Annotated in this window: 13 protein-coding genes; 9 read left to right on the top strand and 4 right to left on the bottom strand. The window is 64.4% G+C overall.

The annotated features are described in order from the left end of the window. The first annotated feature begins 31 nt into the window (after positions 1 to 31). From E1956_RS28385 to E1956_RS28370, 4 genes are read left to right on the top strand one after another with little or no spacing between them, the layout of a single operon-like run. The gene (locus E1956_RS28385) at positions 32 to 1,045 is read left to right on the top strand and encodes an ABC transporter permease subunit (RefSeq protein ID WP_134755494.1); all 1,014 of its coding nucleotides are present in this window, start codon (positions 32 to 34) and stop codon (positions 1,043 to 1,045) included. 54 nt (positions 1,046 to 1,099) lie between these two features. After that, on the top strand, positions 1,100 to 2,017 hold the full coding sequence (locus E1956_RS28380; RefSeq protein WP_134750333.1) for an ABC transporter permease subunit: 918 nt from the start codon (positions 1,100 to 1,102) through the stop codon (positions 2,015 to 2,017). A 2-nt stretch (positions 2,018 to 2,019) separates the two neighbouring features. Continuing rightward, complete coding sequence (locus E1956_RS28375; RefSeq protein WP_134755492.1) at positions 2,020 to 3,018, top strand: ABC transporter ATP-binding protein; 999 nt, start codon at positions 2,020 to 2,022, stop codon at positions 3,016 to 3,018. Next, complete coding sequence (locus tag E1956_RS28370) at positions 3,015 to 4,025, top strand: peptide ABC transporter ATP-binding protein (protein WP_134755490.1); 1,011 nt, start codon at positions 3,015 to 3,017, stop codon at positions 4,023 to 4,025. Before E1956_RS28375 ends, E1956_RS28370 begins: the two co-directional genes overlap by 4 nt. Before the next feature lie 272 nt (positions 4,026 to 4,297). Here E1956_RS28370 and E1956_RS28365 read toward each other — a convergent pair whose 3' ends face one another. Then, positions 4,298 to 4,831, bottom strand: a complete 534-nt coding sequence (locus E1956_RS28365) for a GNAT family N-acetyltransferase (protein WP_232072049.1) — start codon at positions 4,829 to 4,831, stop codon at positions 4,298 to 4,300. 49 nt (positions 4,832 to 4,880) lie between these two features. Then, complete coding sequence (locus tag E1956_RS28360) at positions 4,881 to 6,545, bottom strand: ABC-F family ATP-binding cassette domain-containing protein (RefSeq protein WP_134755486.1); 1,665 nt, start codon at positions 6,543 to 6,545, stop codon at positions 4,881 to 4,883. A 231-nt stretch (positions 6,546 to 6,776) separates the two neighbouring features. On the opposite strand from E1956_RS28360, the gene E1956_RS28355 reads away from it, so the two are divergent. The 3 genes from E1956_RS28355 (at position 6,777) to E1956_RS28345 (ending at position 10,242) form a co-directional block, all read left to right on the top strand. Next, positions 6,777 to 7,982 carry a tyrosine-type recombinase/integrase gene (locus E1956_RS28355; RefSeq protein WP_418789318.1) on the top strand — a complete coding sequence of 402 codons (1,206 nt, stop codon included), beginning with the start codon at positions 6,777 to 6,779 and terminating at the stop codon, positions 7,980 to 7,982. A gap of 454 nt (positions 7,983 to 8,436) precedes the next feature. Continuing rightward, a complete protein-coding gene (locus tag E1956_RS28350; protein ID WP_134755482.1) occupies positions 8,437 to 9,735 on the top strand; it encodes an MFS transporter in 1,299 nt (432 codons plus the stop codon). Between the two features lie 207 nt (positions 9,736 to 9,942). After that, the gene (locus E1956_RS28345) at positions 9,943 to 10,242 is read left to right on the top strand and encodes a hypothetical protein (protein ID WP_134755480.1); all 300 of its coding nucleotides are present in this window, start codon (positions 9,943 to 9,945) and stop codon (positions 10,240 to 10,242) included. A gap of 137 nt (positions 10,243 to 10,379) precedes the next feature. Here the strand turns inward: E1956_RS28345 and E1956_RS28340 are convergent, their stop codons facing one another. Both E1956_RS28340 and E1956_RS28335 read right to left on the bottom strand, forming a co-directional pair. After that, positions 10,380 to 10,769, bottom strand: a complete 390-nt coding sequence (locus E1956_RS28340) for a BON domain-containing protein (protein ID WP_134755479.1) — start codon at positions 10,767 to 10,769, stop codon at positions 10,380 to 10,382. 12 nt (positions 10,770 to 10,781) lie between these two features. Next, positions 10,782 to 12,008 (bottom strand): porin, encoded by a 1,227-nt coding sequence (locus E1956_RS28335; protein ID WP_134755476.1) that lies wholly within the window; start codon positions 12,006 to 12,008, stop codon positions 10,782 to 10,784. Between the two features lie 367 nt (positions 12,009 to 12,375). Here E1956_RS28335 and E1956_RS28330 point away from each other — a divergent pair, with 367 nt between their 5' ends. Together E1956_RS28330 and E1956_RS28325 are read left to right on the top strand one after the other, a co-directional pair. Beyond that, a complete protein-coding gene (locus tag E1956_RS28330; RefSeq protein WP_134755474.1) occupies positions 12,376 to 13,515 on the top strand; it encodes an acyl-CoA dehydrogenase family protein in 1,140 nt (379 codons plus the stop codon). A gap of 31 nt (positions 13,516 to 13,546) precedes the next feature. Then, entirely contained in the window at positions 13,547 to 14,737 is a 1,191-nt protein-coding gene (locus tag E1956_RS28325; RefSeq protein ID WP_134755472.1) for a lipid-transfer protein, read from the top strand. Positions 14,738 to 14,745 lie beyond the last annotated feature (8 nt).

Below are 14,745 nucleotides of genomic sequence, written 5' to 3'. Positions count from 1 at the left end.
TTTCATTCCAGGCTTTAAGGGGGAACACCACATGTTCCGCTTCGTATTGCGCCGCGTCGGCATGGTGATACCTACCTTCATTGGCATCACGCTGCTCGCGTTCGCGCTCATCCACCTGATTCCGGGCGACCCCATCGAAGTGATGATGGGCGAGCGCGGCGTCGATCCGCAAATGCATGCCGAGGCGATGCACCGCCTCGGGCTCGACGAGCCCCTGCCGATGCAGTACGTGCACTACGTCTGGCACGCGATGCACGGCAATCTCGGCACCTCGATCATCACCAACACGAGCGTGATGGGCGAGTTCCTCGCGCGCTTTCCCGCCACCGTCGAGCTCTCGTTGTGCGCGCTCATGTTCGCGCTCATCGTGGGCCTGCCCGCCGGCGTGTTCGCGGCCTTGCGGCGCGGCACCGTCGTCGATCACGGCGTGATGGGCACCGCGCTCACCGGCTACTCGATGCCGATCTTCTGGTGGGGGCTCATCCTCATCATGGTGTTCTCGTCCAAGCTCGGCTGGACGCCGGTCTCGGGGCGCATCGCGGTGGAGTACGACATTCCGCACGTGACGGGCTTCATGCTGATCGACTCGCTCCTGCCCGGCACCGACGAAGGCGCGTTCAGGTCGGTGCTCTCGCACCTGATCCTGCCCGCGATCGTGCTCGGCACGATTCCGCTCGCCGTGGTCGCGCGCATGACGCGCTCGTCCATGCTCGAGGTGCTGCGCGAGGATTACATCCGCACCGCGCGCGCCAAGGGCCTTTCGCCCCTGCGCGTGATCGTCGTGCATGCGCTGCGCAATGCGCTCATTCCCGTGGTGACCGTGATCGGCCTGCAGGTCGGCACGCTGCTTGCGGGGGCCGTGCTCACCGAGACGCTGTTCTCGTGGCCCGGCATCGGCAAATGGCTGATCGACGCGATCAGCCGGCGCGACTATCCGGTGGTGCAGGGCGGCATTCTCATGATCGCGACCCTCGTGATCGTCGTGAACCTGTTCGTCGATCTGCTGTACGGCGTGCTCAATCCGCGCATTCGACATACGAGGTAATCACGCCATGACGATGCAAATCCCGCAATCCATTCATCGACTCGTGGAGGCATGATGGCTGACATTCAGAACACCGTGCCTCGCGCCGTCACGCCGCCTTCGGGCCGCGCGCTCGTGCTGCGCGAATTCTGGGCGAACTTCTCGCGCAACCGGGGCGCCGTGGGCGCCGGCGTGATCGTGCTGCTGCTCGTTTTCCTGGCGGTTTTCGCGCCGCTGATCGCGCCGCACAGCCCCATCGAGCAATACCGCGACTTCGTGAAGATCCCGCCCGCCTGGCTCGACGGCGGCAACTGGAAGTTCATTCTCGGCACCGACGAAGCGGGCCGCGACATCCTCTCGCGCCTGATGTACGGCGCGCGGCTCTCGCTGTGGATCGGCTGCGTGTCGGTGCTGCTCGCGCTGATTCCGGGCGTCGTGCTCGGGCTCGTGGCCGCATTCTTCGAGAAGTGGGCCGACACGCCCATCATGCGTCTCATGGACGTGCTGCTCGCGCTGCCCTCGCTGCTGCTCGCGGTGGCCGTGGTCGCGATCATCGGCCCGGGCCTGACCAATACGATGTTCGCGATCGCGATCGTGGCGCTGCCTGGGTACGTGCGTCTCACGCGTGGCTCGGCCTTGGGCGAACTGCACAAGGAGTACGTGACCGCCTCGCGCGTGGCCGGCGCCGGCACGCTGCGGCTGATGTTCTCGCAGGTGCTGCCCAACTGCACGGCGCCGCTCATCGTGCAGGCCACGCTCGGCTTTTCGTCGGCGATTCTCGACGCCGCCGCGCTCGGCTTCCTCGGTCTTGGCGTGCAGCCGCCCAAGGCGGAGTGGGGCGCGATGCTCGCCTCGGCGCGCGACTACATCGACAGCGCCTGGTGGATCGTCACGATGCCGGGCTTGTCCATCCTGATCTCGGTGCTCGCCATCAACCTGCTCGGCGACGGGCTGCGCGACGCACTCGATCCCAAGCTGAAACGGATGGCCTGATCATGACTCAAGAACTCCTGACCATCCGCAACCTGGCGGTGAACTTCAACGGCCTGCCGGCCGTGGACCGCGTGAATCTCTCGGTGGCGCCGGGCGAGGTGCTCGGCATCGTCGGCGAATCGGGCTCGGGCAAGAGCGTGACGATGATGGCGCTGATGGGCCTCATCGACGCCCCCGGCAAGGTGAGCGCCGACTCGATCACGTTCGACGGCCGCGACCTGCTCAACGCCACCGGCAAGGAGCGCCGCCGCATCGTCGGCAAGGACATCGCGATGGTGTTCCAGGACGCGCTGTCGAGCCTGAACCCGAGCTACACGGTCGGCTATCAGATCAAGGAAGTGCTCAAGCTGCACGAGGGGCTGCGTGGTTCGGCGCTGCATGCGCGTGCGCTCGAGCTGCTCGACCAGGTGGGCATTCCCGACGCGAAGAACCGCATCGACAACTTCCCGCACCAGATGTCGGGCGGCATGAACCAGCGCGTGATGATCGCGATGGCCGTGGCCTGCAACCCGAAGCTGCTGATCGCTGACGAGCCCACCACGGCGCTCGACGTGACGATCCAGGCGCAGATCATGGAGCTGCTCGTGCGCCTGCAGAAGGAGCGCGGCATGGCGCTCGTGCTGATCTCGCACGATCTGGCCGTGGTCTCCGAAGTCGCGCAGCGCGTGGCCGTGATGTACGCGGGCGAGATCATCGAGACGAACCGCGTGCCCGATATCTTTTCGCGGCCGCATCATCCGTACACGGAGGCGCTGCTCGCGGCGATCCCCGAGCACAACAAGGGGGCGATGCGGCTGGCCGCGCTGCCCGGCATGGTGCCCGGCCGCGACGACCGGCCCAGCGGGTGCCTGTTCGCGCCGCGCTGCAAGTACGTGGTGGACGACTGCATGAAGGCAAGGCCCGCGCTCGGCCCGGTGGCCGATGAGAGCGGTTATGCACAGGTCCGCTGCATCAAGCCGCTGAACGCGACGGCTCAACCCATCCACGGAGGCGCGCGATGAACGCAGTCCAGCAACACGCGGCTCATGAAGACGACAAGGTGCTCGTCGCCGAGGATCTCAAGAAGCACTACAGCGTCAAGCGCGGCATGTTCGGCACGGGCACCGTGAAGGCGCTCAACGGCGTGTCGTTCTCGCTCACGCGCGGACGCACGCTCGCGGTGGTGGGCGAGTCGGGCTGCGGCAAGTCCACGCTCGCGCGCCAGCTCACGATGATCGAGCCGCCCACCGCGGGCAAGCTCACCATCGATGGCGAGGACGTCGCGCACGCGAACGGCGAGAAGATCGCCGCGCTGCGCCGCCGCGTGCAGATGGTGTTCCAGAACCCGTTCGCCTCGCTCAATCCGCGCAAGACCGTCGAGCAGACGCTCGGCGAGCCGCTCGCGATCAACACCCAGCTCACGGCGAGCGAGCGCGCCGACCGCATCGCGCACATGATGCGCATCGTGGGCCTGCGGCCCGAGCATGCGAAGCGCTATCCGCACATGTTCTCGGGCGGCCAGCGCCAGCGCGTGGCGATCGCGCGGGCGATGATCCTCGATCCGCAGATCGTGGTGGCCGACGAGCCGGTCTCGGCGCTCGACGTCTCGATCCAGGCGCAGATCCTCAATCTGTTCATGGACCTGCAGGAGCAGTTTCGCACGAGCTACGTGTTCATTTCGCACAACCTGGCCGTGGTCGAGCACATCGCCGACGACGTGATGGTGATGTACCTGGGCGGCGTGGCGGAACTGGGCGACAAGAAGACGGTGATCGGGCGGCCGCGCCATCCGTATACGCGCTCGCTGCTTTCCGCGACGCCCGCGATCTTCGAAGCGGACCGGCACGTGAAGATCAAGCTCGAGGGCGAGTTGCCTTCGCCGCTGAACCCGCCTTCGGGCTGCACGTTCCATCAGCGCTGTCCGTATGCGATCGAGCGGTGCCGCAAGGAAGTGCCGCTGCTTCGCGAAGTGGATGGGCGTCAGGTATCCTGCCATCGTGCAGAGGAGGTGGGGGAGGAGGATGCCTAGTCGTCCACGCTACGCGCGCTGCTGGAGCAATGGGGCTGCCATGTGATGACAGCGGAATCCGGTCCCGGCTTGTTCGCCAGCCTCGGTTTCAGCGTGGGCGTGCCCGAATGAAAATCAGGATGCTCTGCATCCTGATTTTCACCTTCTCCAGCTTCGCGTGCCAGAAGCGCCAGCGCAGAATGGTGTACTCAGCGGGGTAAGGTCTTGTTCCCAGCCGGACGCTCACGAGCGTCTGGACTCGATTTGCACCACGATATCCAGCGCACCGCTCGCTATTTCTGATGGTTTGTTGCACGTCGGCAGACCAATATGGGTTTGTTCTTGTAAATACCCTCGTGGTCCACCCGATACCCGAATTTATTGCCAAGTCGCAGCGACTCAACGTTGTCGGGCGAGATGATGCAAACGGTGTCGCTTCCGGGCCATCGCACATCGGCCCAATGCAGCGCCGCGTCGACTGCCTCCGAAGCGTAGCCAAGGCGTTGTGCCCGTCGAGCCAACATCCAGCCTATCTCCGGAGCACGGTCAAAGTCAGCGCTGATGCCCCGCCTGTACTGCACAAAGCCGACTTCCCCCACGAATGATCCGTTGGCCTTCTCCGTAACCACCCAATGCCCAAAGCCCATAGCCGCCCAATGGCCGAAACTGCGAAGCAATCGCGCCCAGACATCTTCACGCGTAAGGGGGTAACCGGTCACGTGATGGACAACCTCGGCATCTGACCACATTGCGTACAGGTCTTCAAAGTCCTGCATTTGCGGAGGACGCATAAGAAGACGTGTTGTTTCGACGATGAGTTCGGGCATGAGCATTCTTTCTTGTATCGGCGACGAAAATAACTCAGGCGATGACCTTTTACTCTGCGCCAGCCTGCTCGCGCATGCGACGGGCTTCGTCGCGCAGGAACTGCTGGTAATCGTCCAGATCGCCGTCGAAGGGCTCGACGCCGCCCTTGGTGACCAGCCAGAACTCGTCGCATACGGCGCGCAGCAGGGCCCGGTCGTGGCTGACCAGCATCACCGTGCCTTCGAATTCGTTGAGCGCCATGGCTAGCGCCTCGCGTGTGGCCAGGTCGAGGTGATTGGTCGGTTCGTCGAGCAGCAGCAGGTTGGGGCGCTGCCACACGATCATGCACAACACGAGCCGCGCCTTTTCGCCGCCGCTCATCGTGCTAACTGCCTGATGGACCGTGTCGCCGCTGAAGTTGAAGGTGCCGAGGAAGGTGCGAAGCGATTGTTCGGTGCCACTCTGGCCGGGGGCGCGCATGTTCGCCGGCGTGTCCCTGGCCAGGCGGATCATGTGTTCCATCGGCGTGTCTTGCGGGCGCAGCACGTCGAGCTCCTGCTGGGCGAAGTAGCCGATGTTCAGGCCCTTGCCTTCGCTGATTTCGCCGGCAATCGGCGCCAGCGCGTGCGCCACCGTCTTCACCAGCGTGGACTTGCCCTGGCCGTTGGCGCCGAGAATGCCGATGCGCTGCCCGGCCAGCACCGAACGGTTGATGCCGCGCACGATGACCGTGGGCGGCGTGCCCGGCAGTGCGTCGGCCGGCGCGGGGTAGCCGAAGCTCGCGTCCAGCATCGACAACAGCGGGTTCGGAACGTTGAGGGGCTCCTTGAACTCGAAGTTGAACTCCGCATCCGCAAGCACCGGCGCGATCTTCTCCATGCGTTCGAGTGCCTTGACCCGGCTCTGCGCCTGCTTCGCCTTGGAGGCCTTGGCCTTGAAGCGGTCGATGAACTTCTGCAGGTGGGCGATCTTGTCGGCCTGCCTCGCCATCGCGGCCTGCTGCAGCAAAAGCTGCTCGGCGCGCATGTCTTCGAACTTGCTGTAGTTGCCGCCGTAGCGCACAAGCTTGGCGTTGTCGACGTGCACCGTCACCTGCGTCACCGCGTCGAGGAATTCGCGGTCATGGCTGATCACGACCAGCGTGCCTTGATAGCGCTTGAGCCAGGCTTCCAGCCAGACCAGTGCGTCCAGGTCCAGGTGATTGGTCGGCTCGTCGAGCAGCAGCAGGTCGGACGGGCACATCAGCGCGCGCGCCAGTTGCAGTCGCATGCGCCAGCCGCCGGAGAAACTGTTGACGGGCTGATCGAGCTGCGCACCCGTAAAACCCAGCCCCAGGATCAGCGCCTGGGCACGTGCGGGGGCATCGTGTGCACCGGCGTCGTGCAGGGCCATGTAGGCGTGCGCCATGCGCATGCCGTCGTCGCTGGCTTCGGCGGCGGCGACTTCGGCCTGCGCGGCGAGCAGCACGGTGTCACCCTCGACTACGAAATCGGTCGCGCCCTGCTCGGTCTCCGGCATCTCCTGCGCGACCTGGCCCATTTTCCATGCAGGGGGAATCGAGAATTCGCCGCTATCTTCGTGCAACTTGCCGTTAAGAAGGCCGAAGAAGGACGACTTGCCGGCGCCATTGCGGCCGACAAGACCAATCTTTTCGCCAGGGGTGAGGGTGACGGACGCGCTATCGAGCACGACGTTAACGCCGCGGCGCAGCGTGACATTACGGACGGAAATCATAAGGAGCTACTTCGGAGAGGATTCGCATGATAGCCGACCGGACGTGCAGGGCGGTCGCTTTTCTGTGCCGCTGACGTTTTGCGGCGTCAAGCGGCTACATGGCAAGGCAGGCCCTGGCGCACCGGGCGTACCGGCTCCGGGGGCAGCGAGCATCGTGCGGCGCCTATAATGTCGTGTTTGTGATAAATGCGATGTCGCTGCCGGCGCGACGCCATCCGGAGCCTTCCAGTCGTGAACCATATCGACCTCGTCGCCATCGAGCCCGTTGAATCGCTCGTCGTCCCGTCCGCGCTCGACGGCCGCGACGGCAGCAACCGCGGCGTTGACGGCAGCAGCCAACTCGCGGCGGACAACGACCTGGACGCCTTGCGCGCCTGGCTCTCGAACTACGCCGATACCAAGACCACGTTCGACAACTACCGCAAGGAAGCCGAGCGGCTGCTGCTGTGGGCCGTCGTGCAGTTGGGCAAGCCGTTTTCCTCGCTCACGCACGAGGATCTGCTGTTGTACAAGGCGTTTCTCGTGAACCCGCAGCCGGCAGACCGCTGGGTGTCGGCCACCGGCGGCAAATATCCGCGCAGCGACGCACGCTGGCGCCCGTTCAACGGCCCGCTTTCTCCGGCCAGCCAGCGCCAGGCGCTCATCATCCTCAACGCGATGTTCACGTGGCTCGTCAACGCCGGCTATCTCCGCGGCAATCCCATGGCGCTCCTGAGGCAGCGCGCGAAGCGCTCGGCGCCGCGCGTGACCCGCTATCTGTCGATCTCGCTATGGGACGAGGTCAAGGCCTGGGTCGAGCAACTCCCCCAGGAGAGCGAGGCCGAGCGCCGATATCACGCACGCTGCCGCTGGCTCACGACGCTGTTCTATCTCCAGGGCATGCGCATTTCGGAAGTGGCGGGCGGCCGCATGGGCGACTTCTTCCGGCGCCTCGGCGCCGACGGCCGGGATCAGTGGTGGCTGGAAACGTTGGGTAAAGGTGACAAGGCCCGCATCGTACCCGCGTCACCCGAGTTGATTGCCGAGATGCGGCGATATCGCACCGCGAATGGCCTGCCAGCCATTCCCACGCGCGCCGAGGAGCTGCCGCTCATTCTTCCGTTCAAGGGCACCGCGCGTTGCCTGTCGCGTTCCGCCGTTCACGATGCCATCAAGGGCATTTTCGCGGGCGCCGCCGCATGGCTACGGGGCAAAGGTGTGGATTTCGCCGATCGCGCCGATGAACTCGACCGTGCCTCGGCGCACTGGCTGCGGCACACCGCCGGATCGCACCAGGCGGACGGTGGCGTGGACCTGCGCACGATTCGCGACAATCTCGGCCACGTATCGCTCAACACGACCAGCCTCTATCTGCACGCAGAAGACGACGAGCGCCATCGCGAAACGGTCGAGCGTCATCGAATGGGCTGGGAGCAGGCCAGCGAAAACGGCGAATGACAGCCTGTGCGTTTGTTCCTGGCGCTCTTGCTGCCGTCGCGACCATCGAGGACGGACGGCTCGACGAGTGATTCAACAGGCTGGATGGCAACGAGGCCGGTATTTTCACGGCTTGAAGGCTCCAGCTAGCGTTGCTCAGGCTGCGACATCGTCGATCATACAATGCACGACATTATAGTACTAATGTCGTGTATGACGTTCGATAAGTTGGTATTTTGACGTAATACGTAACATTACCAACGTATTTTCATCTGATACCAAACTCCTGGAAGTTTGAACATACGAATAGATGCCGTGCAGACCTGCAGCGCACGGCCGCTCAGGATTTCCCTGACCACCCCGTGTGGGTAGTACCTGGCGGTTTTGGGCCGCCGTATGGTGATCGCATCCGGCCGTTCGGGCGGTACGCTCCGGCGCTTGGTCGCCATAACACACGATGCCTTCGAGGCTTTCGATGACCATCCACACCCGCAACAAGCCAAAGTCCGCATGGACCATGACCGCGCTGCTGACCGGTCTCGCCATGATCAATTTCCTCGACAAGATCGTGCTTGGCATGATCGCCGTGCCGTTGACTGCCGAATTGCACTTGTCTCCGGCGGAATTTGGCTTGGTGGCGGGCAGCTTTTTCTGGTTGTTTTCTGTCTCGACGGTCGTGGTCGGCTTTCTCGCCAACCGCTTTCCGGCGCGCTGGATTCTGCTTGTCATGGCAGCCAGTTGGGCCGTGCTGCAGTTGCCTCAGGCGTTTGCGAGCAGCGCCGCGGGCTTGCTCGTGTGCCGTGTGGTGCTGGGCGCTGCGGAGGGGCCGTCGTTTCCGGTCTCGGTCCACGCAATCTTCAAGTGGTTCCCGGACCGGGAGCGCAATCTGCCCGTCGCGATCATCAATCAGGGCGCGGCCATGGGCTTGATCCTCGCCGGAGTGGGCATCCCGCTCATCACGCGGCAATGGGGTTGGCGCGCGAACTTCTTCCTGCTCGCCGCCGTCGGCGTGGTGTGGTGCGCGCTGTGGCTGTGCTTCGGGCGCGAAGGCACGCTCGACAACGCACCGCGCCTCGCCCCAGCCGACACGGGAGCGTCCGGTTCGCTTCGGCAGCCTTACCTCAAGCTGCTCACCGAGCGCTCCGTGCTCTGCGTTTTTCTGCTCTGCTTCTCCGCCTACTGGTTGCTGGGGCAGAGCCTGACCTGGCTGCCCACGTGGTTCGAAAAAGGGCTCGGTTTCGACGGCGTCACCTCCGGCCGCTGCTTCGCGCTGGTCATTCTCGTGGGCGCGCTGGCCAATATCGGCTTGAGCGGCCTTTCTCAACGGATGCTCAATGGCGGCGCGAGTTCGCGTCAGGCGCGCGTCCATCTCACGTGCGTCATGATGATTGCCGGCGCGCTGCTCATGTTCGCCATCGCCGCAATCGAACTCCCCGCGGGCGCCAAGCTCGCCCTCTATGCCGTGGGCGGTGCGTTGCCAATGGTCTGCCTTTCGATCGCGCCGGCTCTGCTGGCGGAAATGGTGCCTACGGCACAGCGCGCATCGATGGTGGCGATCAATACGGCTGTCGCGAGCCTTGGCGCGGCCATGGGTCCCGTCGTCATGGGGCGCATCGTTCAGGTGCATGGCAGCGGCAATAGCCACGCTTATGAAATTGGCATTGCCATGTGCGCGATATTGATGACCTGCGCCGCGCTGGTTGCACTGAGTTGGCTCCATCCGGCGCGCGCTCAGCACACGCTGAACCGCCCTGCGCAATCCGTTGCTGCCTGAAGCGCGCGAGCATCCCGTCGACGTTCATGGCCACGCGAGACGTGGCCATACGCTTTTTTTGCAGCATCGTCAGAAGTTTCGTATTCGTTCGATTGAGCCCGCCCGGCGTCCCTGTGATCATGCGTGACTGACAAATTCAGAGACATGCATGGTATGAAAGCTCAATTTTTCGCGCTCCTGCTCGCTGCTTCGCTAACCGGATGAGCCGTGTCCGTCGCCCCTGGTGAGGGCGTGCAGAAGATTTCCGACGCGTCCCAGGAGTCCCTGCAAAAGCAGTTTGAAGTGGGCGTCGCGACCCGTAATGACGTCGTCCTGCAGCTAGGCATACCGAGCCGAAAGTCGGATGCCGGCGACTTCGAAATCTGGAGTTACCAGTACACGAAACGAGCCTCAGTGGGCATCGTGTTCGTTGGCGTACCGGTCGGGTCGACCAAAACCGCATCGTTCTATTTCGACAAGAACTCGGGCATCTTGAAGAAGATCGAATTCGAATCGCATCAAGGCTAAGGCGTGGCGCAGCGGTGTAGAGTCGCCAGTCGCATTGACCCACACCCTGCCCGCCTGCTCCCCGGTTCAAATGCCAAGGGGATGAACGTTGCCGTTCATCCCCTTGTGTACTGCATGCTGAAATCGTTCGGAAGCCTCTATATTGCCGAAAGCGTCAGCGCGTTCTTCACCTGCGTCACGCCCGGCACGCCCTCGGCGACTTTGGCGGCCAGCTCGACCTGGGATTGGTCGGGCACCATGCCCTCCAGCGTCACGACGCCGTTGTGCGCGCGCACCCCGATCGTGGAGACCCGCAGCCCCCTGGTCTTGCTCAGGGCGCGGACCACGGCCTTTTGCAACGCCCGGTCCGCGGCCTTGATGGCCTTTGCATTGCTTGCCGCCGCCGAATTCGCCGCCGCGCCTGGCGCCGTGTCCCTCGTCTCGTCCGCCGCCGATGCGGCCGCGTTAGCTCCCTGTGCACGGGCGCCGAGCGTCGTCAGCGCGATCAGCAGCCCTGCTACCAGATATCTGATGTGTTGCGTTTTCATCCCTATCCTCCCTTAGAACCGGTGTGACATGCCGAGTACGGCCAGCACCTGCTTTGAGCCGTCCGCCGCCGTGACGCCGGGCCAGCTCACATTGGCGATGCCGTTGTTCTTCATATACCCGGCGCGCAGGTACAAGCTCGTGCGCTTGGAGAGGAAGTGCTCCGCACCGATCTCGAAGCCAGGCGTGTTGTCGTCGACACCCCGCACGCTGCGGTAGATGCCGGCGATCTCGATCACGTCGACGGACGTCGCCTGAATGGTCGCGCCCGCCTCGATGATGCTGTACGGATGGACCAGCGCTGCCAGTGGCGTGAGCGTGCCCACGCCGGGCGCCGTGACGCGCGCGCCGGGCGGCGGATCGCTCGGGCTGTTATAGCTGTAGTTGAACTGCAGGTTCACGATGCCGATGCGGTAGGCCAGCGCTGCCGAATAGTGCGCGGTCGAAACCAGGTCGAACGTGCTCGCGGGCAGCGGCTGACCGGCAAGCGGTGTGCCGCTCGGGTATTGCCCGAGCGACGCGCTTTCCTGGCCGGCGTGCTGGAACTGATAAGCGAGCCCGACATAGAGGCCGTATCCGGAATAGGTCGCTGCGAGGTCGAGCATGTTGCCCGACGTCATCTGGACGGGCTGCGTGACCGTGGTGGAGAACGCGTACATGCCGTAGAGGCGCAATCCGCGCCAATCCGGCGACTGATAGGCGATCGCGTTGCTGGTGCGCCCCGAAACATACTGGGTGGCAAGTGTCGCGCGGTCGCGTGCGCCTGCGAGATCGGTTGCGGCAATGGGCGAAAGCACTTCGTTGCCGCGGAACGGATCGGTCGGATAGATCGCGAGGAAGCTCGGCTGATATTGTCGCCCGAACGTGAGTTGCCCCCAGTCGTCGTGGCGCAGCCCCACCCACGATTGCCGATAGAACAGCGTGGTGGAATCGGCGAAGAACGTTCCGTTGTTGACGTTGAAGCCGTTCTCCACGTCGAAGATGGCCTTGAGGCCGCCGCCGAGATCTTCACTGCCCTTCAAGCCGAACATCGATCCGGTCGATCCGCCGCTTCGTTCGGAAAACGAATTGGCTCCGGGCACGTACGCGGTGCCGGGACCGCCCTTCGTGCCGCTGCCGTTGAGCAAATATTGACCGAACACATCGACGACGCCGTATAGCGTCACACTTGTCTGCGCCGAGGCGCCTCCCGCAGCGAGTATCAGGACTGCACTGCAAATGCTCTTGGTGACAAACCGCATACACGTCTCCTCTTTATGTTTGCCGCGCCCGATGGGCGTGGATGTCAAAGCCCGGTCAATGCGTCACGATCGGCGGGTTGGCCTCATGGTGCCGGTGACGGTGGGCCGAAACACCTCCCCTTCGAGAGTGGGACGGGAATACCCCGAGGACGTTGTGCGAAGCGGCTTGCGCGCTCGAAGCCGATGGCCCGCGCGCCCCGAAAACGGGCTGTGCCCCCCTCCCGAGGGTGGTGCCCGACTGGCACGCGAATCTCTATTCTTGGCTCACGGGGCACGGACCTCGCAGCCATGCGGCCGCGGCCCCTCACGAACGAACGCCGGGACGCACGCCCTGACCGGCGCCGTCCCAACCTTCAGGACATCCGCAATGCACATTACCCGCACAGTCTTTCGCGACGATCACGAGATGCTGCGCACTTCCGCGCGCCGCTTTCTGGAAAAGGAATGCCTGCCGAGACAGGCCGAATGGGACAAGGCCGGCAAGGTCGACCGCGAAACGTGGCTCAAGGCCGGCCGCGAAGGTCTGCTCTGCACGACGCTGCCGACCGAATACGGCGGCGGCGGTGGCGATTTCGGGCACGCCGCAGTCCTGAGCGAAGAGGTCAGCGCAATGAACCTGTCCGGACTCGGCTTTGGCGTGCATTCGGACATCATCGCGCCTTACATTGCCCGCCTCGGCAACGAGGAGCAAAAGCGCAAGTGGCTGCCTGGCTGCTGCAGCGGCGAGACCATCCTCGCGATCGGCATGACGGAGCCCGGCACCGGCAGCGACCTGAAGGCCGTGCGCACCACCGCGATTCGCGACGGCGACGAATACGTCATCAACGGCAGCAAGACCTTCATCAGCAATGGCCTGTGCGCCGATCTGATCATCATGGTTTGCAAGACCGACCCCGCCGCAGGCTCGAAGGGGGTGAGCCTGATCGTCGTGGAGGCGAGCCGCGCGGGCTTCCGGCGCGGCCGCAAGCTCGAGAAAGTGGGCATGCACGCGCAGGACACGGCCGAGCTTTTCTTCGACGACGTGCGCGTGCCGGTAACGAACCGTCTCGGCGAAGAAGGCATGGGCTTTGCCTATCTGATGGGCGAGCTGCCGCAGGAGCGCCTGTCGATCGCGATCGGCGCGGCCGCGCGCCTCGAGGCGAGCCTCGAGCACACGATCAACTACGTGAAGGATCGCCGCGCGTTCAACCAGACCGTGTGGGATTTCCAGAACACCAAATTCAAGCTGGCGGACATCAAGGCCCAGGCGATCGCCGTGCGCCTCATGGTCGATCACTACCTCGCCGAGCACATGCGCCGGCGCCTCACGCTCGAAGAAGCGGCCGTGGCGAAGCTCTACGCCACGGAGACGCTCGGCAAGGCGCTCGACGAGATGGTGCAGCTGCATGGCGGCTACGGCTACATGCTCGAATACCCGGTTGCCCGCGCATTCGCCGACGCCCGCGTCACGCGCATCTTCGGCGGCACGAGCGAAGTGATGCGCGACCTCATCTCACGCAAGCTGTGATTCCAGATAACCGTATCGAAGGAGACAAACTATGAGCCGTAACGTGTTCGTTGCCGGTGTGGGCATGATCCCTTTCAAGAAGCCCGGCACCAGCGAAACCTATGACGTGATGGGCGCGACCGCCGTGCGCGAGGCCCTGGCCGATGCCGGCCTCGACTACAACGACGTGCAGCAGGCCTACGCCGGCTATGTCTATGGCGATTCCACCTGCGGGCAAAAGGCGCTCTACCACGTCGGCATGACCGGCATCCCTGTCATCAACGTCAACAACAACTGCGCAACCGGCTCCTCCGCGCTGTTTCTCGCGCGCCAGGCCGTCGCCAGCGGCGCGGTCGACTGCGCGCTGGCCGTCGGCTTCGAGTTCATGCAGCCCGGCGCTCTCAAGTCCAACTGGACCGACCGTGCCCCGGCGCTCGAGCGCGCGCTGAATCTCGTCGATGAGCTCGTGGTCGATCCGGGCGGCCTCGGCAACGCCATTCGCCAGTTCGCCGGCGCGGGCCAGGCTCACATGCGGAAGTACGGCACGAAGCTCGAAACGTTCGCGAAGATCCGCGCGAAAGCGAGCCGCCACGCGGCGCGCAACCCGCTGGCGGTGTTCCGCAACGTCGTCTCGACGGAAGACGTGATGGCGGCCCCGATGCTGTGGGAAGGCGTGCTCACGCGCCTGATGGCCTGCCCCCCGACCTGCGGCGGCGCGGCGGCGATCGTCGTGTCCGAGGCGTTTGCGAAGAAAAAGGGCCTGCGCGCCGACGTGCTGATCGCCGGCCAGGCGCTCACCACCGATACGCCGAGCACTTACGACGCGCGCGACATGATCCGCGTGGTCGGCTTCGACATGACCCAGGCCGCCGCGCAGAGCGTGTACGAGCAGGCCGGCATTGGGCCGAAGGACGTCGACGTGATCGAGCTGCACGACTGCTTCGCGCAGAACGAGCTCATCACCTACGAGGCGCTCGGGCTGTGTGCACAAGGCGAAGCCGAAAAGCTGGTCAACGACGGCGATAACACCTATGGCGGCGAATGGGTCGTCAACCCCTCGGGCGGTCTGCTTTCGAAGGGCCATCCGCTTGGCGCAACGGGTCTCTCCCAGTGCTACGAACTCACCCATCAGCTGCGCGGCACGACCGGCGAGCGCCAGGTCGAAGGCGCGCAGTGCGCCCTCTCGCATAACGTCGGCCTCGGCGGCGCGTGCGTCGTGACGGCCTACAAGAAAGTGGCGTGACAAGCCGG

The organism is Paraburkholderia pallida (assembly GCF_004524855.1).
GTDB classification, from domain to species: Bacteria; Pseudomonadota; Gammaproteobacteria; order Burkholderiales; family Burkholderiaceae; genus Paraburkholderia; species Paraburkholderia oxyphila.
The sequence above is the reverse complement of the archived record's forward strand: the minus strand, read 5'-3'. Positions and strand labels throughout refer to the sequence as shown.

What these genes read in the sequence shown, in the direction of transcription:
- E1956_RS28385 (WP_134755494.1), top strand. Translation starts at nt 32, where the DNA reads ATGTTCCGCTTCGTATTGCGCCGCGTCGGCATGGTGATACCTACCTTC.
- E1956_RS28380 (WP_134750333.1), top strand. Translation starts at nt 1,100, where the DNA reads ATGGCTGACATTCAGAACACCGTGCCTCGCGCCGTCACGCCGCCTTCG.
- E1956_RS28375 (WP_134755492.1), top strand. Translation starts at nt 2,020, where the DNA reads ATGACTCAAGAACTCCTGACCATCCGCAACCTGGCGGTGAACTTCAAC.
- E1956_RS28370 (WP_134755490.1), top strand. Translation starts at nt 3,015, where the DNA reads ATGAACGCAGTCCAGCAACACGCGGCTCATGAAGACGACAAGGTGCTC.
- E1956_RS28365 (WP_232072049.1), bottom strand. Translation starts at nt 4,831, where the DNA reads ATGCCCGAACTCATCGTCGAAACAACACGTCTTCTTATGCGTCCTCCG.
- E1956_RS28360 (WP_134755486.1), bottom strand. Translation starts at nt 6,545, where the DNA reads ATGATTTCCGTCCGTAATGTCACGCTGCGCCGCGGCGTTAACGTCGTG.
- E1956_RS28350 (WP_134755482.1), top strand. Translation starts at nt 8,437, where the DNA reads ATGACCATCCACACCCGCAACAAGCCAAAGTCCGCATGGACCATGACC.
- E1956_RS28340 (WP_134755479.1), bottom strand. Translation starts at nt 10,769, where the DNA reads ATGAAAACGCAACACATCAGATATCTGGTAGCAGGGCTGCTGATCGCG.
- E1956_RS28335 (WP_134755476.1), bottom strand. Translation starts at nt 12,008, where the DNA reads ATGCGGTTTGTCACCAAGAGCATTTGCAGTGCAGTCCTGATACTCGCT.
- E1956_RS28330 (WP_134755474.1), top strand. Translation starts at nt 12,376, where the DNA reads ATGCACATTACCCGCACAGTCTTTCGCGACGATCACGAGATGCTGCGC.
- E1956_RS28325 (WP_134755472.1), top strand. Translation starts at nt 13,547, where the DNA reads ATGAGCCGTAACGTGTTCGTTGCCGGTGTGGGCATGATCCCTTTCAAG.